Origin of the sequence: Bradyrhizobium quebecense (assembly GCF_013373795.3) — a bacterium.
GTDB classification, from domain to species: Bacteria; Pseudomonadota; Alphaproteobacteria; order Rhizobiales; family Xanthobacteraceae; genus Bradyrhizobium; species Bradyrhizobium quebecense.
This window is the reverse complement of sequence record NZ_CP088022.1, coordinates 2307704-2321917: the sequence shown is the minus strand read 5'-3', so window position 1 is coordinate 2321917 and position 14214 is coordinate 2307704. Positions and strand designations below refer to the sequence as shown.

General features: G+C 62.1%; 18 protein-coding genes. 8 read left to right on the top strand and 10 right to left on the bottom strand.

Annotation, left to right across the window (positions count from 1 at the left end; translation table 11 throughout):
* The first annotated feature begins 10 nt into the window (after nucleotides 1–10).
* The 3 genes from HU230_RS10950 (at nucleotide 11) to HU230_RS10940 (ending at nucleotide 1950) form a co-directional block, all read left to right on the top strand.
* Entirely contained in the window at nucleotides 11–673 is a 663-nt protein-coding gene (locus HU230_RS10950) for an ImmA/IrrE family metallo-endopeptidase (RefSeq protein WP_176531668.1), read from the top strand.
* A 249-nt stretch (nucleotides 674–922) separates the two neighbouring features.
* On the top strand, nucleotides 923–1291 hold the full coding sequence (locus tag HU230_RS10945) for a helix-turn-helix domain-containing protein (protein WP_176531669.1): 369 nt from the start codon (nucleotides 923–925) through the stop codon (nucleotides 1289–1291).
* A 221-nt stretch (nucleotides 1292–1512) separates the two neighbouring features.
* Nucleotides 1513–1950 (top strand): hypothetical protein, encoded by a 438-nt coding sequence (locus tag HU230_RS10940; RefSeq protein WP_166202962.1) that lies wholly within the window; start codon nucleotides 1513–1515, stop codon nucleotides 1948–1950.
* Here the strand turns inward: HU230_RS10940 and tnpC are convergent, their stop codons facing one another.
* The 3 genes from tnpC to tnpA all read right to left on the bottom strand — a co-directional run bounded on the left by tnpC (nucleotide 1951) and on the right by tnpA (nucleotide 4382).
* Nucleotides 1951–3534, bottom strand: coding sequence for an IS66 family transposase (gene tnpC, locus HU230_RS10935; protein WP_176535063.1), 1584 nt, complete (start codon nucleotides 3532–3534; stop codon nucleotides 1951–1953).
* Between the two features lie 99 nt (nucleotides 3535–3633).
* Nucleotides 3634–3984: an IS66 family insertion sequence element accessory protein TnpB gene (tnpB, locus tag HU230_RS10930; protein WP_166202960.1), complete on the bottom strand. Its 351-nt coding sequence runs from the start codon at nucleotides 3982–3984 to the stop codon at nucleotides 3634–3636.
* Nucleotides 3981–4382: an IS66-like element accessory protein TnpA gene (tnpA, locus tag HU230_RS44050; RefSeq protein WP_166202958.1), complete on the bottom strand. Its 402-nt coding sequence runs from the start codon at nucleotides 4380–4382 to the stop codon at nucleotides 3981–3983. Before tnpA ends, tnpB begins: the two co-directional genes overlap by 4 nt.
* Nucleotides 4383–4601: 219 nt before the next feature.
* Between tnpA and HU230_RS44045 the strand changes: the two genes are divergently transcribed.
* A complete protein-coding gene (locus HU230_RS44045) occupies nucleotides 4602–5048 on the top strand; it encodes an ImmA/IrrE family metallo-endopeptidase (protein WP_224944139.1) in 447 nt (148 codons plus the stop codon).
* A gap of 50 nt (nucleotides 5049–5098) precedes the next feature.
* Here the strand turns inward: HU230_RS44045 and panD are convergent, their stop codons facing one another.
* From panD to HU230_RS10905, 4 genes are all read right to left on the bottom strand, one after another.
* Complete coding sequence (gene panD, locus HU230_RS10920; protein ID WP_176531671.1) at nucleotides 5099–5488, bottom strand: aspartate 1-decarboxylase; 390 nt, start codon at nucleotides 5486–5488, stop codon at nucleotides 5099–5101.
* Between the two features lie 432 nt (nucleotides 5489–5920).
* The gene (locus HU230_RS10915) at nucleotides 5921–6199 is read right to left on the bottom strand and encodes a lysozyme inhibitor LprI family protein (RefSeq protein WP_224943202.1); all 279 of its coding nucleotides are present in this window, start codon (nucleotides 6197–6199) and stop codon (nucleotides 5921–5923) included.
* A 342-nt stretch (nucleotides 6200–6541) separates the two neighbouring features.
* Nucleotides 6542–6946 carry a carboxymuconolactone decarboxylase family protein gene (locus HU230_RS10910; RefSeq protein WP_176531672.1) on the bottom strand — a complete coding sequence of 135 codons (405 nt, stop codon included), beginning with the start codon at nucleotides 6944–6946 and terminating at the stop codon, nucleotides 6542–6544.
* Nucleotides 6947–7357: 411 nt separating this feature from the next.
* A complete protein-coding gene (locus tag HU230_RS10905) occupies nucleotides 7358–7630 on the bottom strand; it encodes a DUF2312 domain-containing protein (protein WP_176531673.1) in 273 nt (90 codons plus the stop codon).
* 205 nt (nucleotides 7631–7835) lie between these two features.
* Here HU230_RS10905 and HU230_RS10900 point away from each other — a divergent pair, with 205 nt between their 5' ends.
* Entirely contained in the window at nucleotides 7836–8021 is a 186-nt protein-coding gene (locus HU230_RS10900; protein ID WP_176531674.1) for a hypothetical protein, read from the top strand.
* A 51-nt stretch (nucleotides 8022–8072) separates the two neighbouring features.
* On the opposite strand, the gene HU230_RS10895 is transcribed toward HU230_RS10900, so the two are convergent.
* The gene (locus HU230_RS10895) at nucleotides 8073–9197 is read right to left on the bottom strand and encodes a metallophosphoesterase (protein ID WP_176535065.1); all 1125 of its coding nucleotides are present in this window, start codon (nucleotides 9195–9197) and stop codon (nucleotides 8073–8075) included.
* A 168-nt stretch (nucleotides 9198–9365) separates the two neighbouring features.
* Nucleotides 9366–9944, bottom strand: a complete 579-nt coding sequence (locus tag HU230_RS10890; protein ID WP_176531675.1) for a hypothetical protein — start codon at nucleotides 9942–9944, stop codon at nucleotides 9366–9368.
* A gap of 213 nt (nucleotides 9945–10157) precedes the next feature.
* Between HU230_RS10890 and HU230_RS10885 the strand changes: the two genes are divergently transcribed.
* Together HU230_RS10885 and HU230_RS10880 are read left to right on the top strand one after the other, a co-directional pair.
* A complete protein-coding gene (locus HU230_RS10885; protein ID WP_176531676.1) occupies nucleotides 10158–11054 on the top strand; it encodes an alkaline phytoceramidase in 897 nt (298 codons plus the stop codon).
* Between the two features lie 269 nt (nucleotides 11055–11323).
* Nucleotides 11324–12325 carry an LLM class flavin-dependent oxidoreductase gene (locus tag HU230_RS10880; RefSeq protein WP_176531677.1) on the top strand — a complete coding sequence of 334 codons (1002 nt, stop codon included), beginning with the start codon at nucleotides 11324–11326 and terminating at the stop codon, nucleotides 12323–12325.
* A 12-nt stretch (nucleotides 12326–12337) separates the two neighbouring features.
* Here HU230_RS10880 and HU230_RS10875 read toward each other — a convergent pair whose 3' ends face one another.
* Complete coding sequence (locus tag HU230_RS10875) at nucleotides 12338–13249, bottom strand: MarR family transcriptional regulator (RefSeq protein ID WP_176531678.1); 912 nt, start codon at nucleotides 13247–13249, stop codon at nucleotides 12338–12340.
* Between the two features lie 166 nt (nucleotides 13250–13415).
* On the opposite strand from HU230_RS10875, the gene HU230_RS10870 reads away from it, so the two are divergent.
* Nucleotides 13416–14132 carry a carbonic anhydrase gene (locus tag HU230_RS10870; RefSeq protein ID WP_176535066.1) on the top strand — a complete coding sequence of 239 codons (717 nt, stop codon included), beginning with the start codon at nucleotides 13416–13418 and terminating at the stop codon, nucleotides 14130–14132.
* Nucleotides 14133–14214: the final 82 nt, after the last annotated feature.

Below are 14214 nucleotides of genomic sequence, written 5' to 3'. Positions count from 1 at the left end.
GGAGGGTTGAGTGGCACGAGATCACCGAGTCCGCATTAAATCGCGGGAGACCATCGCAGAAATTGCGATGGCTTGGTGGAGGATTGCACCCAAGAGCGGCCACTCCTTCAACATCTGTGATTTCGTGCTCCGCCAACTTTGCGAACACTCCAGCACTAAGGGTCGACCGCTAGAGCTGGATATATACGAACGCAGTGATGGCGGTGACGATCCCGCGTACGTTACATTCAAACCTCTCACCCTTCACGTCGACAAGAAGGTGTGGGAGGATGCAAACCTAGGTAAAGGCTATGCCCGATACATCGTGGCGCACGAGATCGGGCATATTGTGCTCCATGACGAGTTTGCAGCTGCCTTCTCCGACGAAGAGGCAGCGCAACTCAAATACCTACAGGATGAAGAGTCCGGCGAATGGCAGGCGAACGTCTTCGCGGGCTACTTCCTGGTGCCGGATCATGTCGCACTGAAGTTCAAAGACATTGAGGTCATCGCCGGCTTGTGTGTAGTTGACGATGACGTGGCGGATAAGCGCCTGCGTGAAGCTATGGCCGTGAAGATTACCCTGAATCCCTTCTACGAAGGCGAGATCTGTGCCTCCTGTGGCAACTTCACTCTGTTGCGCAAGGGAATCTACCTGAGCTGTGACACCTGCGGCACGATTGCTGGAAGCTAACCAACAGGAGGCATTGATGGCCAGGCAACCGGGCTTAGATGGACGTCACCGCGACGCGGACGGACAGATTCGCCACAAGAACGGCAATACGCGCGTTGACTCCTTGCGCGAGACATACGGTGACAGCTTTGCGAAGGGGCGTCGAGGCGACATGAAGCTAGAAACCCTTCTCGATCGCGAGCATGCAAGTTCATTGAGCGAGTATCTAAAGAGATAGTCATTAGATCATTCTAGGGTCGGGAGCTTCCCATGACATCCGTCCTCAGTCGATTCGGGCAGCGCTGCAGGGACTTGCGCATTTCTCGCGGTCTCACCATGGGTGATCAGGCAAAACATATCGGCTGCTCCGTCAATGAGATTTCATTGATTGAGTGCGGCTCGCGGACCCCGTCCGAGAAATATCTAGAAGGCTTCCGTATTTGGATGAAGCTGGATGACGAAGACTTTCAAGAACTAAAGAAGAAGATCCGCTCGAACGTCGTTGAGTTAAACCGCGTAAAGAGCTTGGGAGAGCATGGCCGCTCCATGCGGCTTTTTAGAAAGATCAGCAAAATGAACCCGGAAGAAATCCGGGCGTTCAACAGGCCGCCTGACAGTGGGGCTCGAAATGAACGATGACCACAAAGTACCTCCTCGATCTGCCCTACAGATCGCGGCAACTGCCTTAGCATGGCGCGAGGCGCTCGGAGTCCCCGATCAATGGTGAGCGTCACGAGAGGATCACGGGTGCCAGGGCTTGACTTGCGCGGAATGCTCTGGATAGCGCGGTCGGGATGATTGACGCCGCCGGCGCGCGGTGATGGGTTGATCCCGGTTCGGAGCGGGCAACGGGGATCAGAATGACCAGCGAGTCGCAGCTGCGCGAGAAGCTTCGGAAGATCGAGGCGTTGTTCGTGGGGGCCGGAACTGCTGGTGAGCGCCTTGCAGCGGAAGCCGCGCTGCAGCGGGTGCGGGCCCGGGTCGAGGAACTTGCTCGCCACGATCCACCGATCGAACAGCAATTCTCACTTCCCGACCAGTGGTCTCGGCACCTGTTTCTGGCGCTTTGCCGCCGATATGGGCTGCGGCCGTTTCGTTATCGCCGACAGCGACGTAACACGGTGATGGTCCGTGCGTCACGGGGCTTCGTTGATAGAGTCCTGCTGCCCGAGTTCACCGAGCTGGAGGGTGCTCTGCAAGTGTATCTGCACGAGGTAACGCTGCGCGTGATCCGCGAAGAGATCTACGACGACGCCAGCGATGCGCAGGAAGTTCCCGACGCCGTGCCGTCGAACTGATCAAGCGGCGAGCTTTGGCTCCGAACCATCGCGCTCGGCTTTCCAATTCCACGGCAGCAGCGTGTTCAGCTGATTGATCTTGGTACGTCCGGAGACGATGCGCTCGAGAACATCAGTAAGATAGTGCCGTGGGTCGATGTCGTGAAGCTTTGCGGAGTTGATGAGTGATGCGAGAGTGGCCCAGGTTTCGGCGCCGCCCTCACTGCCTGCGAACAGATAGTTTTTCTTTCCCAGCCCGATCGGCTTGATGCTGCGTTCGACCGTATTGCTGTCGATCTCGATGCGCCCATCATCGATGAATCGCGTCAGGCCATCCCAATGGTTGAGGGTGTAGCGGATCGCCTTGCCAAGGCCGGATTTCTTTGAGACTTCCAGCAGTCGCGCCTCGAGCCAGGGCTTGAAGTCCTCGATCAGCGGTCTGGTGTCGGATTGTCGCACCGCAGCTCGCTGCGTCGCCGGCAAACCGCGAATGCGATCCTCAATGGCGTAGAACATCGCGATCCGCTGCAGCGCTTCCGCGGCAATCGGCGATTTCGTCGCGATGTGGACGTCCCAGAACTTCCGCCGCGCATGCGCGAAGCAGAACGCCAGTTGCACCAGACGGCCGCCGTTTTTAATCAGCCCCTTGTACCCGGCGTAGCCGTCGACCTGCAGGATGCCGTCGTAGTCTCCAAACAGCTGCCTGGCGCGGATTGCCTTGCGATCCTCGGCGAACACGTAGACTACTGCCGGCGGCGCCGGGCCGCCCCACGGGCGGTCGTCGGTGGCGATCGCCCAGAACTGGCAGACTTTGGTTCTGCCACGGCCGGGATCGAGAACTGGCAGCGGCGTCTCGTCGGCAAACAGCCGCGGGTAGGACATCACTGCGCGGCGCAACAGCGCGTGAAGCGGCTTCAGCCACCAGGCGACGCGGCCCATCCACGAGGCCAGCGTTTGCCGGTCGAGCGTGATGCCTTGGGCGGCAAACATCTGTTCCTGGCGATACAGCGGCAGCTGGTAGCCGTATTTCATCACCGCGACGTGGGCCAGCAAGGCTTCCGTCACCATTCCACCGTCGATCGCCTGGGCCGGCGCGGGTGCCTGCAGAACACCCTGGCGGCATCCCCGGCAGCCGTACCGTGGACGCATGATGCGCTTGACCCGGTACTGCATCGGAATGACGTCGAAGGCTTCCTTGACGGTCTCCCCGATCTTGTGCAGCTGCTCGCCGCAGCAAGGGCAGATGTGGCTCTCGATATCGATCACGACATCGATGCGCGGCAAATGCTCCGGAAGCTTCCCCCGGTTGCGTCGCGCCGGTCGCTTTCCACGGCCCTCCGCTCCGTCAGGCAGCCTGCCTCCGGTCACGTCGTCGTTGGCGGCGGCACGAACCGCCTGTGCCCTGATGGTGAAGAGAGACAGCTGTCCGATATCCAGTGTCTCGGAGCGCGGACCGAAGATCGTGCGCTTGTACTGGGACAGGATCATCAGGAGCTTGTCGTTCTCCTGGATCGCAGCGTCGCGTTGGGCGATCGCTGCATCACGCTCGGTCGCCAGCGTGCTGCATTCCTCCGACAACGCCGCAAGCCGTGACGATAGCGTCATCACGGCTTGTCGGAGCAATGCTGGATCGGAAGGCAAATCACTCATGCAGAGCGATTCTACAACAACTCCGCATGAGTGACGAACGACTCTTGATAATGATCAACCAGCTCGCATCGGCTGATCCACAACTCGCATCGGCACACGCTTCCAGTCCGAGCCATCGAGCAGCACCGAGAGCTGAGCATGAGATAGCGACATGACGCCTTCCTTGATCGGCGGCCAGGTGAACTGCCCCTCGATTCTTTTGTAGTAAAGGACAAGGCCGCTTCCATCCCAAGTCAGGATCTTCACGCGATCTCGGCGCTTGGAGCGGAAGACATAAAGTCCGCCGTCGAACGGATCGGCTCCAAAGGCCTCGCTCACCAGCATCGCCAGCGAGTCCATGCCGCGGCGGAAATCGACCGGCTGCGTCGCAATCCAGATCGACAACCCAGCTCGAAGCCCGATCATCGACCAACCGTCCCGACCGCCGCCAGCACCTCGCACAGTGCCTCCCGGTCCACTGTCCCCCTGACACGGATGCGAATCGCGCCGACCTCGATCTCGATCGCCGCCTGCTCCTCACTCGGGCGCCCACAGCCGGTGATCGCGACCGGCACAAAGCCAGGTGGCATGCCTCTGTCCCCGCGCTCCGCGACCTGCGCCCGCGTAGCCTGGCGACGCCAGAGAAACAACAGGCTTGGACTGATGTCGTGTCGCCGCGCCACTGCGGACACGCTTGCACCCGGCGCAAAACTCTCCGCAACAATCGCCGCCTTCGCATCGGTCGACCAGCGCCGACGTCGGCCCGTCCCGGTGATGATCTCGACACGCTGCAGCGTGTCGGCGCCGTGTTCGAGGATAGGCATATGCCTATCCTTATCGCTATCCTTACGACTATCCTTTGACATTGTGACCTCGCGACACACCATTCCGCGAGATCTTCCTAGCCGACCAGATCAACCCTCAGCGCGTGGTCTCCGCATGACGCTCACGATCAATGGGCACCCGACCTGATTAGATTGCTCGAAGTAAGTCTACCAAAGATCGTGAAGAACTTTGCGTTGGTGGTACGCACTGACGACGAAATGGGGGACGCAGAGGCCTACACGGAATTCGACCCACCGCACATTGCGGTCCGCGGATCGGTCTACGCACTTGCACAGCGTCACGATGGTCGGAGTCGAATGACTTTTGCCCATGAATTAGGGCATCTTGTGATGCACCCTGGAGCCGCAAAACTTCGGTCAGAGAGCGTCAGAAGGTCAGCCACACCGATCCGGATATTTGAGAGCGCCGAGTGGCAAGCCAGAAAGTTCGCATCGCTATTTCTGGTACCCGATCATATCGCGATTCAGTTCGAAAGCGCGCGTCAGTTGGCTGAATGCTGCAAGGTTAGTGATCAGGCGGCCCAAATTCGATTTAACGAAACAGCGCTTCTAAGGAAGGCTAAGCCGCTCCCGGATTGCGTTCAGCAAGCTGTAAACGCGCTTGGACAGACGACGGACAAGAAATCCCTTCGTCCGGTAGACTAGGCAGCTTCGCCAACCCGCCCTACGCGGTTGAACGACGCGGCGAGCTTGACCTACGCCTCAGCCAACACAACACCAGACGACACACCACCCGCCTCCACCCGCCGGTTCTTCTCGTCCACGATCACCACGCGTGGCCGAAACCTGCGCGCCTCCTCGGCATCGAAGCCGGCATAGGCGACGATGATCACCTTGTCGCCGGCCATGGCGAGGCGCGCGGCGGCGCCGTTGAGGCCGATGGTGCCGGAGCCCGCGGGCGCCTCGATCACATAGGTCGAGAACCGCGCGCCGGTGTCGATGTTGTAGATGTCGACGCGCTCGTTGATCAGGAAGCCGGCGGCCTCGATCAGGTTGCGGTCGATCGAGATCGATCCCTCGTAATGCAAGTCCGCTTCGGTGACGCGCGCACGATGAATCTTGCCCTTCATCAAAGTCACTTGCATCGAGGCTATCCTGTATCGTTGCATCGGAATTTTCCGAGCCCGCCAATACGGACCGCGTGGCTCGCGGTCAACATGCGTCACGCGACCGGCACGCCTCGGGTGTGGCCCTGCGCGGTAGGTTTGTTCTGAGATCGCGGATTGCCTTGGTCGGAACGCGCTACGGGTCGCAGCACTCCTGGAATAATTGCGCTGCAGTTCGCCTTTCAGGGAGCATGGTATTATTCTCGCCATAGATTGCCAAGCACCGCACGCGAGGCGGATCAGCCGACCACCTCCGCCGTCGTGCGACGAATGAAGGTGCTAGGCGTAATCCGCCACTCTCTGCAATCCGGTCGGCAGGTTACGCTTCACGGACCCGCCCTACTCGCTATCCTCGTGTAGCCCGGATGAGCCAACGGGTCGCGCGAACGCGCGCCCGATGGCTCATGCGGGCTACTGGTTGGCACGCCTTTCAAGAAGCAGCGTGCGGTCGGTGATGTCCTTCAATTCGAACGCCTGGGAGTCGAGGAACGCGACGGACCCGTTGTCGGGGTCGGCGGCGAGGCGATGGGTTTCGCTGAGATGATGCTTCAGCCAGGCCCGCTGCTCGGTCTGCAATTGCGCGTGCGCCTCGCCCTTCGACTTGGCGAGAAGAACCTGATAGGCGCTGTTGAGCCTGGTGTCCCACTTGTCGATTTCGGCCTTGCCGCAATCGAGCATCTTCGTCGACACCCCTGCACGCATCATACTCGGTGCCTTGCTGCGCGCGGGCCGACAAGGTCCCGAGCACGAGCATGGCCGCAGCAATGACAAGCCTTCGCGAAAGCATTACCACGTCCAAATCACCCTGCCCGCGTCTTTCGACAACCATCGCCGCACAAAAGCGTCCGAAATGAGATCAAGCAAACGATGCAGCGGCTATCTGGCGGGGCTGCTCATCACGCGTAAGGCGGATCAGCCAATGGGTCGCGCGAACGCGCGCCCGATGACGGGCTCCGCGATATCCGGCAGCGACGCGCACGTCGCAAGGTCAATCCCGCATATCACTTCGCTCATGCGGGCGACTTGCCAAGGCTATTTCGATGCGGTCAGTCTATCGACTTCCTGTTGGAGTTTCTGAAGGTCGTAACCCGCGCCTTGCAGCATCGTGCTGTTGAAACGGACCAGCGCGGCGGTTGCAACGGCCTCCTTGATTTGAGCATCGGTCGCACCAGCGGCTTTCGCCAATTTGGTGTGACCGTAAACGCAATAGACGCACGGAATTTGTGCTGCCACACCGAGCGCAATGAGTTGCTTGGTTTTCGCGTCCAAAGCTCCCTTGGGATTCATCACAGCCAGCTGTTCGTCCCAATGCGGCTTCAGGACCTGCTCAGGAAGTGTCTGCTTCAAATATTCAGGAGCCTCCTGAGCGCTGACGCTTGGTTCCGTTGCCAAGGCCAACAACAGCGCTAAACCGGCACTCGCTAGTAAGGTTCTCATGACTGATCTCCCTAAAGTATAATTTGCGCCGAGCAATCAAAGTCGCCGCATTGGCTGTGGCTCAGAACCACGCCAGCGGTTTGCAACGAGCCTGATTAGAGCAGGGAAATGCGACCGGCGAAATGGGATTCAGCGCTGCGTTTGCACAGCAGCAATCGCCGCTCATATCCGCTTTCGGTCCGGGGCGGCCCGCCTTGCCCAGGTCGGCTCACCTTCCGAAAGCGGACTTGCAGCCTTCAAAGCAAGCGCTGGGCGGAGAGCCTACCGGGTCCGCGCGTAGCGCGGCCCGATGACAGGCTCCGGCGTAATCCGCCGCTTCGCTGGCAGCGGTCGCGGCGGGTTGCGCTTCCGCCTTCGCTCAATGAGCTACCGCGGGCACGTCGCCAACCCGCCCCACTGCCTCCGCGGACATCAGGCCGCTTTCGCAGTCTTGTCTTCTGCCGGCGCGGTTTCCATGGCGCGCATGTAGAGATCGAGCAAGCTTTCACGCTCGTCGCGCTCGTCCTGGTCCTGCTTGCGCAGCTTGATGATCTCCTTGAGGATCCTCACGTCGAAACCTTCGCCCTTCGCCTCCGAGAAGACTTCCTTCTTCTGCTCGCTCAGTTCCGCCATTTCAGTGTCAAGGTTCTCGATCCGCTCGACGAAGGAACGAATTTTTCCGCCGGGAATGGTGATGTCGGACATGGTGCCTCCTGCTGAATGAGGTCGTGAAAATGAAAGCAAAGAGATGACCAATGTCTTAAGCCGCGCGCGCTCCGCGGCGTCTCACCTGCCGTCGGAAATGACCCGCTGCTGACCTTTGATGCCCGGGACATGCCGTTGTGACCTGCTATCATGGCAGCTTACTTGGGTGATTCAGCAACGGCCGCTCGCAACTTTACGAGGAACAATGTCCCAGTCTTTCAAAGTCGGCGATCTTGTCAGGAAGCGTGCCGGTTATGAGTATCCCGGCATTATCGTTTCAGTTTTTACGACTCGCGCCGGTGCAGTGCGTTACGTCGTGGAGGCCGATCATCCGGGATTTGCAGGGATGCTTCATATTTTCAATGGGGAGCAACTGCAGCCTCGCGCCTGACTTTCTCTTTCGGAATGCTTCATCGCGCGCCTCTTCACTTTCGCTGCTGGCTCACGCGCCGTCCGCCACCCGCAACGTGATCCGGGTCAATTCGGACGGGCGGCCGAGCCGCAAGGCAAAACCCGGCCATAGCGCGGTGCCGTTGTTGACGTAGAGCGTCATCCCGTCGACGTCGTAGCGGCCCGAGACGAAGCCGGCATTGGCGCGCGCGGCGAGGCGATCGATCCCCAGGATCATTCCGCCATGGGTGTGTCCGGAGAGTTGCAGGGCGACGCCGAGCGCGGCGGCGTTGCGGGCGTCGCTCGGCTGATGGTCGAGCAGGATGATGGGCGCGCCCTTGGGGGCGCCGTCGAGAACCGCGGCAAGGTCGCGGATCGAATGCCCCCGGTGGCGCGACGCGCGGTCGGTAATCCCCGCGATCACCAGACGGCCGCCGCCGCGCTCGAGAACGATGTGCCCGTTCTCGAGCGAGCGCAGGCCCAGCGCTTCGTAGTGCGCCATCCACCCGTCATAGCCGAAGATATATTCGTGATTGCCCGAGATCACGTAGACGCCGTCGGCGGCCACAAGATCCCGCAACGGCGCGATGTCGTTGCGCCGCGCATCAATGGTGCCGTCGATCAGATCGCCGGTGATCGCGATCAGGTCCACGCCGAGCTTGTTCGATCGCGCGACGACCTCGCGCGCCCACGGCGCAGGAAACAGCCGGCTGATGTGCAGATCGGTCAGTTGCAGGATGGTATAACCGTCGAACTGGCGCGGAAGCCCGCTTATGCCGACTTCGACATCCCTGAGCGGCGGAATGCGCATGGCCTGATGGACGCCGATCGCGGCGGCAACGGCCGCGAGCGCAGCAAGTGCATAGCGGACGCCGTCGGGCGCACCGACGAAGCCGCCGTGGACCAGGGCTGCGACCAATAGCCCAGCATCGAGCGCCAGTTGCAGCAGCGCCAGCAGCACGATCGCACCGAACGCCCAGTTGAAGAGCACGACCACCGGACGCGGAAACTCCGGCGAGAATTCCGATCCCGACGACCACCTGTTCCAGCGGTGAAACTGCAAGGCGGCCAGCACCAGCAACGCTGCGACGATCTTTGCCGGGAGCGGCCAGTCGAGCGGCCAGATGAAGCGGGCCAGGATCAGCAGGCTGGTCAGGCCAAAGATGAGTTGAGGAATGGGTCTCGCTCCGGATCGGATCGGTTAAGGCTGTGCTCAGCGAAGGTAGGGTGGATCGGACGCGGGCGTAAGCCGCCGATCAGCACATTTTCGGCATGTGGCGCTTCGCCAAGACGCGATGCGCGCAAGCCGCCCCTTTGTTATGGCGCAAACGCCGGAAGCGCCCGATCAGTCTTCGATATCGGCAATGCGCCTGAGCACGATCACGATGGCGAGGACCAAGCCAAACACGCCGCCGGCAACTCCGGCCAGACCAGAACCGAAGGCACCACTGACATCCCGGTCGGACAGAACGAACGCAACCACTTCAGCGACAAAGCCCATCCCCAGCGTCAGGGCGATGATGATTGCGACGGATTTGGAAAATTCGATCGCAAATCGAACTGCCATATCTTCCAACGCGTCGAGCGCGCGGGTCATACGACTGTTCGAGCGAAGCGCGCGCCGATGCGTTCCGATTGAGGCGCTGGCGGATGCATTGCCGACCAATCGGTTCGCACGGGGATTGTCGCCGGGATCATCGAGGGCTCTGATGTCCAGTTTGAGTTCTCGCCGCACAATCAGCGTGACAAACAGCGCAAGACATAAAAGTACGGCCAGGCCAGCGTAGATACTGAAGCTTCCCGCCAACACGATCAGAAAACCGCCGGCCCACCCAAACGCCTCGGCACAAACGTAAGCCACCGCCCACGTGACGGCATCGGCGAAGGACCGTTTTGCTTTAGGGACGAAATCCGCCAGCCTCATCGGTTGCCTTTCGACAGCCCCACGACCTGCACGATCAGCCACTCAATCCACCAAGATGTGGAGCGCCGGCCGCGGCGCGCAATCCTTCCGCACGCCGCTCCGGCTGAGATCGCAAAAGCCGCTGCAACGAAGCGGCCATTGCCGGGGGCTCAGATGGGCCTACCTCGCCCCTCAGGGATGGTCTGAAGCCCCTTCCGAAATAGAACTTGAACATTGCTCATTCCTCTGGTCATTATTGAACATTGTTCATTCTTCTTGGAGCCGACGATGCAAACGACCTTCCGGATGGACGGATTGACCGGGCCCGATCGGCCCGTGAAACCGTGGATGAAATTCGCCCCGACGATCATCACGATCGGAATCATTGCGGCATTCGCGGTGCACGGGCGTATCGCGCAGCCGCCCCACTACAATGATTTCGCCGACCACTCGGCCGTCTTCGGCCTCCCCCACGCAGGCGACGTGCTGTCCAACATCGGCTTCGCCCTGGTCGCGATCTCTGGCTGGCTAGCGCTGCGGCCCCACCGCGACAGCGACCGGCTCCGCGCCGGATGGCCGGGCTATCGCCTGTTCCTGATCGGGCTGTTGCTGACCGCGTTCGGCTCCGCGTTCTTTCACCTTGCTCCCGGCAACGACCGGCTGACCTGGGACATGCTGCCGATCGCGCTGGCCGGCGCCGGCCTTCTCATCGGCGTCCGCGGCGACACGCAACCGGAAGCGAAGACGAACATCGAGGCGATCGCCCTCGCGCTTTACGCCGCCGCCAGCGTCGCATGGTGGGTCACGACCGACAGGCACGGCGCGGGCGACCTGCGACCGTATCTATTGCTGCAGGTGCTCCCGCTCATCCTGATCCCGCTCTGGCAATCGATTCATCGCGCGCCGCGCGCCGACCGCATCGCCTTCGCCACTGCGATGGTGCTGTATGTGCTGGCCAAGGTCACTGAGGTGCTTGACCATCAGATCGCAAACACGCTTCAGTTCGTCAGCGGCCACACCCTGAAGCATCTGATCGCGACCGCGGCCACCTCCGCAATTGTCTGGGGCGTGACGCGACGCTTCGCCGGCGGTGGCCGGCGAACGGCGGGCGTCCGCACTATTTCGGAATAATGGAAATGTATCGCTGATTTGCCCGACGCGTCAAGTCGCTTTTCCGGGTGCCGGCGGCAACCTGCTCCTTTGCATGGGGTTGTTTTCGATATTTTGGGACTGCTGGCTTGCTTCGTCGGTATCAATACCTCGGTCGCATCCGGCAGATTGACCGGCACGCGGACAGTATCCATATGCATCTGCATGAACCGGCCGCCCGCGCCGTTTCGCATCCACCTGGACACAGCCAAATACCATCGGCTCCCCGTCCCCAGCATTCCGGAGTCGCCGTGGCCGCCCTCTCCATCCTTGACCTCGTCCGCGTCACCGAAGAGACCGACGCGCGCGGCGCGCTTTTCAATGCGCGCGATGTCGCTCGCCATGCCGAGGCGCTCGGCTATCGCCGCATCTGGGTGGCGGAGCATCACAACATGGCAGGCATCGCGAGCGCCGCGACGTCGGTGGTGATCGGGCATATCGCGGCGGGAACGAAGACCATCCGGGTCGGCGCCGGTGGCATCATGCTGCCGAACCATGCGCCCTACGTCATCGCCGAGCAGTTCGGCACGCTGGCGCGGCTGTTTCCGGACCGGATCGACCTCGGCCTCGGCCGTGCGCCGGGCACCGACCAGCTCACCCTGCGCGCGCTGCGCCGGACGCCGGAATCCGCCGAGAACTTTCCGCAGGACGTGCTCGAGGTGCAGGCCTTCCTCGCGGCGGCCGGTCCCAACCAGCGCATCCAGGCGGTGCCGGCCGCCGGCACCGACGTGCCGCTGTGGATTCTCGGATCGAGCAATTTCGGCGCGATGCTGGCCGGCGAGCTCGGCCTGCCCTACGCCTTCGCCTCGCACTTTGCCCCCGAGCTCCTGATCCAGGCGCTGCAGATCTATCGCGCGCGCTTCAAGCCGTCGGAGCAGCTCCAGCATCCCTACACCATGGTCGGCGTCAACATCATCGCCGCCGACACCGACGCGGAAGCGCGGCGGCTTGCCACCACGCAGCAGATGTCGTTCACCAACATCTTCCGCGGCGCGCGCGGCCTCAGCCAGCCGCCGATCGACGACATCGAGACCTACTGGTCGCCATCCGAGAAAGTCCAGGCGATGCGGATGCTCGCCCGCTCCATCATCGGCTCGCCCGAGACGGTGCGTGCCGGCATCGACGCGCTGGTCGCGGAGACCGGCGCCGACGAATTGATGATCGTGTCCGACGTCTACGATCACCAGAAGCGGCTGCGATCGTTCGAATTGATCGCCGAAACCGGCGGGATCGCGCCGCAATCCCAGCAGTAGGATCCTGCAGAATCACTTCGGCATGCCGGCTGAGGCGGCGATGATCCGGTAATGGGCCATCTGGCCCGCTGCCCATGTCTCGAACTCGCGCACCAGTTCGTCCGAGACGGCAACCGAGCGGCCTCTATGCGCCACCGTGAACCATCCGCGCCGCTCCGCCTCGGTCAGCAGATTGCCGATATGCTGGCGGGAGACCTGAAACCGCTCGGCCAGCACGGAATATGTCAGGGACAGCGCCGGTGGCGCGTGCGGCGAGAGCGCGGCGTAATGCGCGCCCATCACGGCGGCCAGCAGCGGATATCCGCAATCGTGCTCGGTGAAATGGACGATAGTGGCAAAGGGGGCGAACAGGATGTCGTTCGCCTGGAATCGTTCGACGGACAGACGGATCCAGTCGGCGAGCCGATCGTCGTCGCCACTGACGTCGGCGGCGATCTGCGCTGCCGGCGGAAGGATGCGTTCGGCCGCATCGAGGAACGCCAACGGCGAGCGCGCGATCTCCCGCAACAGCGCGGAGGATGGCCGCAAGCAGATGGCGCGCCGGTCGCTGGCATGCCGTTCGGCGACGACATAGCCGCCGTGCCGGAGCGCATTGACGAACCCGGCGATCTGCCGGGCGCTTGCCGGCGCCGTCCGTTGCAGGGCAGTCAGCGTGGGTGGCTCACCGCCGACGCGGCGCCAGCGCGCGTAATTTCCGATCAGGGTGAAGCAGACGATGTAGCGCAGCTTCTGGGCGAACACCTTGTTCACCGGCCAGGGCACGGCCGGCGGCCGCGTCATCGCTTCGCAATACTGCGCCAGCGCGGCGCGAAATCCCCCCATTTGAATCAATTGTCTTGCAAGCGTCCACGTGTCGGTCGCGGCATATGCGCGGACCGACGGGTAGAGAATGTCGTCTCCGTGATCGTGTGGTGCGCTGGCCATGCGAATCCCTGCAAAGTTTGGACTTTGCAGCCGCCTCGCGCCCGGAGCAATAATCGAGCGCTCGATATTCCGGAATGCGCGGCGAACCGGGTCGATGCACATCCGGTCCGGCGAGGCCGATGTCCCGCACCATCTTCAGGCGCGCAAGCTCACAAGGGGGCTCATCATGTGTAACGACTGTTTCCATATGCCTCGGCTGTCCCGTCGCAGCCTGCTGTGGGGCGGCGCGGCGTTCGCGAGCGCTGCGGCCCTGTCGCTGCGGGACGTTTCGGCGCAATCGGCCGCGCCGCAGAACGCGATCTCGCCGGACGAGGCGCTGAAGCGGTTGATGGACGGCAACGCCCGCTATGCCGCGAACACCTCTGCCAACAAGGACTATTCGGCCGGGCGCGCCGCGCGCACCACCGCCCAATATCCCTTCGCCGCCATCCTGAGCTGCGCCGATTCGCGCGTTGCCCCCGAACTCGCTTTCGACCAGGCGCCGGGCGACCTGTTCGTCGTGCGCGTCGCCGGAAACTTCGTCAACGACGATGGCCTTGCCAGCCTCGAATACACGGTGAAGTTCCTGAACACACCGCTGGTCATGGTGCTCGGCCATACCAACTGCGGCGCGGTCGACGCGGCCATCAAGGTGCTCAAGGACAAGGTCACGCTGCCGGGCCATCTGCCGCAGTTGATTCACGAGATCAAGCCGGCGGTCGAAGCCGCCAAGAAGAACAAGCCGGATGACCTGCTGGCGGCCGCAATCACGGAGAATATCCGCCGTGGCGTTCGCCGGCTCGAAACGGCAAGGCCGATCCTGTCCAACTTCGTGCAATCAGGAAAATTGAAGGTGGTCGGGGCGACCTATGATCTGGCAACCGGCAAGATCTCGCCGGTTTGACACCGCGCAGCCGGCGTCAGCAGCGACAAGCCAAGCTGCCCTGCCCGGGCGGACCTCCGCGTCTGCCTCCGCCAGGCTTCCG

Coding starts and splice junctions, on each gene's coding strand:
- HU230_RS10945 (WP_176531669.1), top strand. CDS start 923: ATGACATCCGTCCTCAGTCGATTCGGGCAGCGCTGCAGGGACTTGCGC.
- HU230_RS10940 (WP_166202962.1), top strand. CDS start 1,513: ATGACCAGCGAGTCGCAGCTGCGCGAGAAGCTTCGGAAGATCGAGGCG.
- tnpC (WP_176535063.1), bottom strand. CDS start 3,534: ATGACGCTATCGTCACGGCTTGCGGCGTTGTCGGAGGAATGCAGCACG.
- tnpB (WP_166202960.1), bottom strand. CDS start 3,984: ATGATCGGGCTTCGAGCTGGGTTGTCGATCTGGATTGCGACGCAGCCG.
- tnpA (WP_166202958.1), bottom strand. CDS start 4,382: ATGCCTATCCTCGAACACGGCGCCGACACGCTGCAGCGTGTCGAGATC.
- HU230_RS44045 (WP_224944139.1), top strand. CDS start 4,602: ATGGGGGACGCAGAGGCCTACACGGAATTCGACCCACCGCACATTGCG.
- panD (WP_176531671.1), bottom strand. CDS start 5,488: ATGCAAGTGACTTTGATGAAGGGCAAGATTCATCGTGCGCGCGTCACC.
- HU230_RS10910 (WP_176531672.1), bottom strand. CDS start 6,946: ATGAGAACCTTACTAGCGAGTGCCGGTTTAGCGCTGTTGTTGGCCTTG.
- HU230_RS10905 (WP_176531673.1), bottom strand. CDS start 7,630: ATGTCCGACATCACCATTCCCGGCGGAAAAATTCGTTCCTTCGTCGAG.
- HU230_RS10900 (WP_176531674.1), top strand. CDS start 7,836: ATGTCCCAGTCTTTCAAAGTCGGCGATCTTGTCAGGAAGCGTGCCGGT.
- HU230_RS10890 (WP_176531675.1), bottom strand. CDS start 9,944: ATGAGGCTGGCGGATTTCGTCCCTAAAGCAAAACGGTCCTTCGCCGAT.
- HU230_RS10875 (WP_176531678.1), bottom strand. CDS start 13,249: ATGGCCAGCGCACCACACGATCACGGAGACGACATTCTCTACCCGTCG.
- HU230_RS10870 (WP_176535066.1), top strand. CDS start 13,416: ATGTGTAACGACTGTTTCCATATGCCTCGGCTGTCCCGTCGCAGCCTG.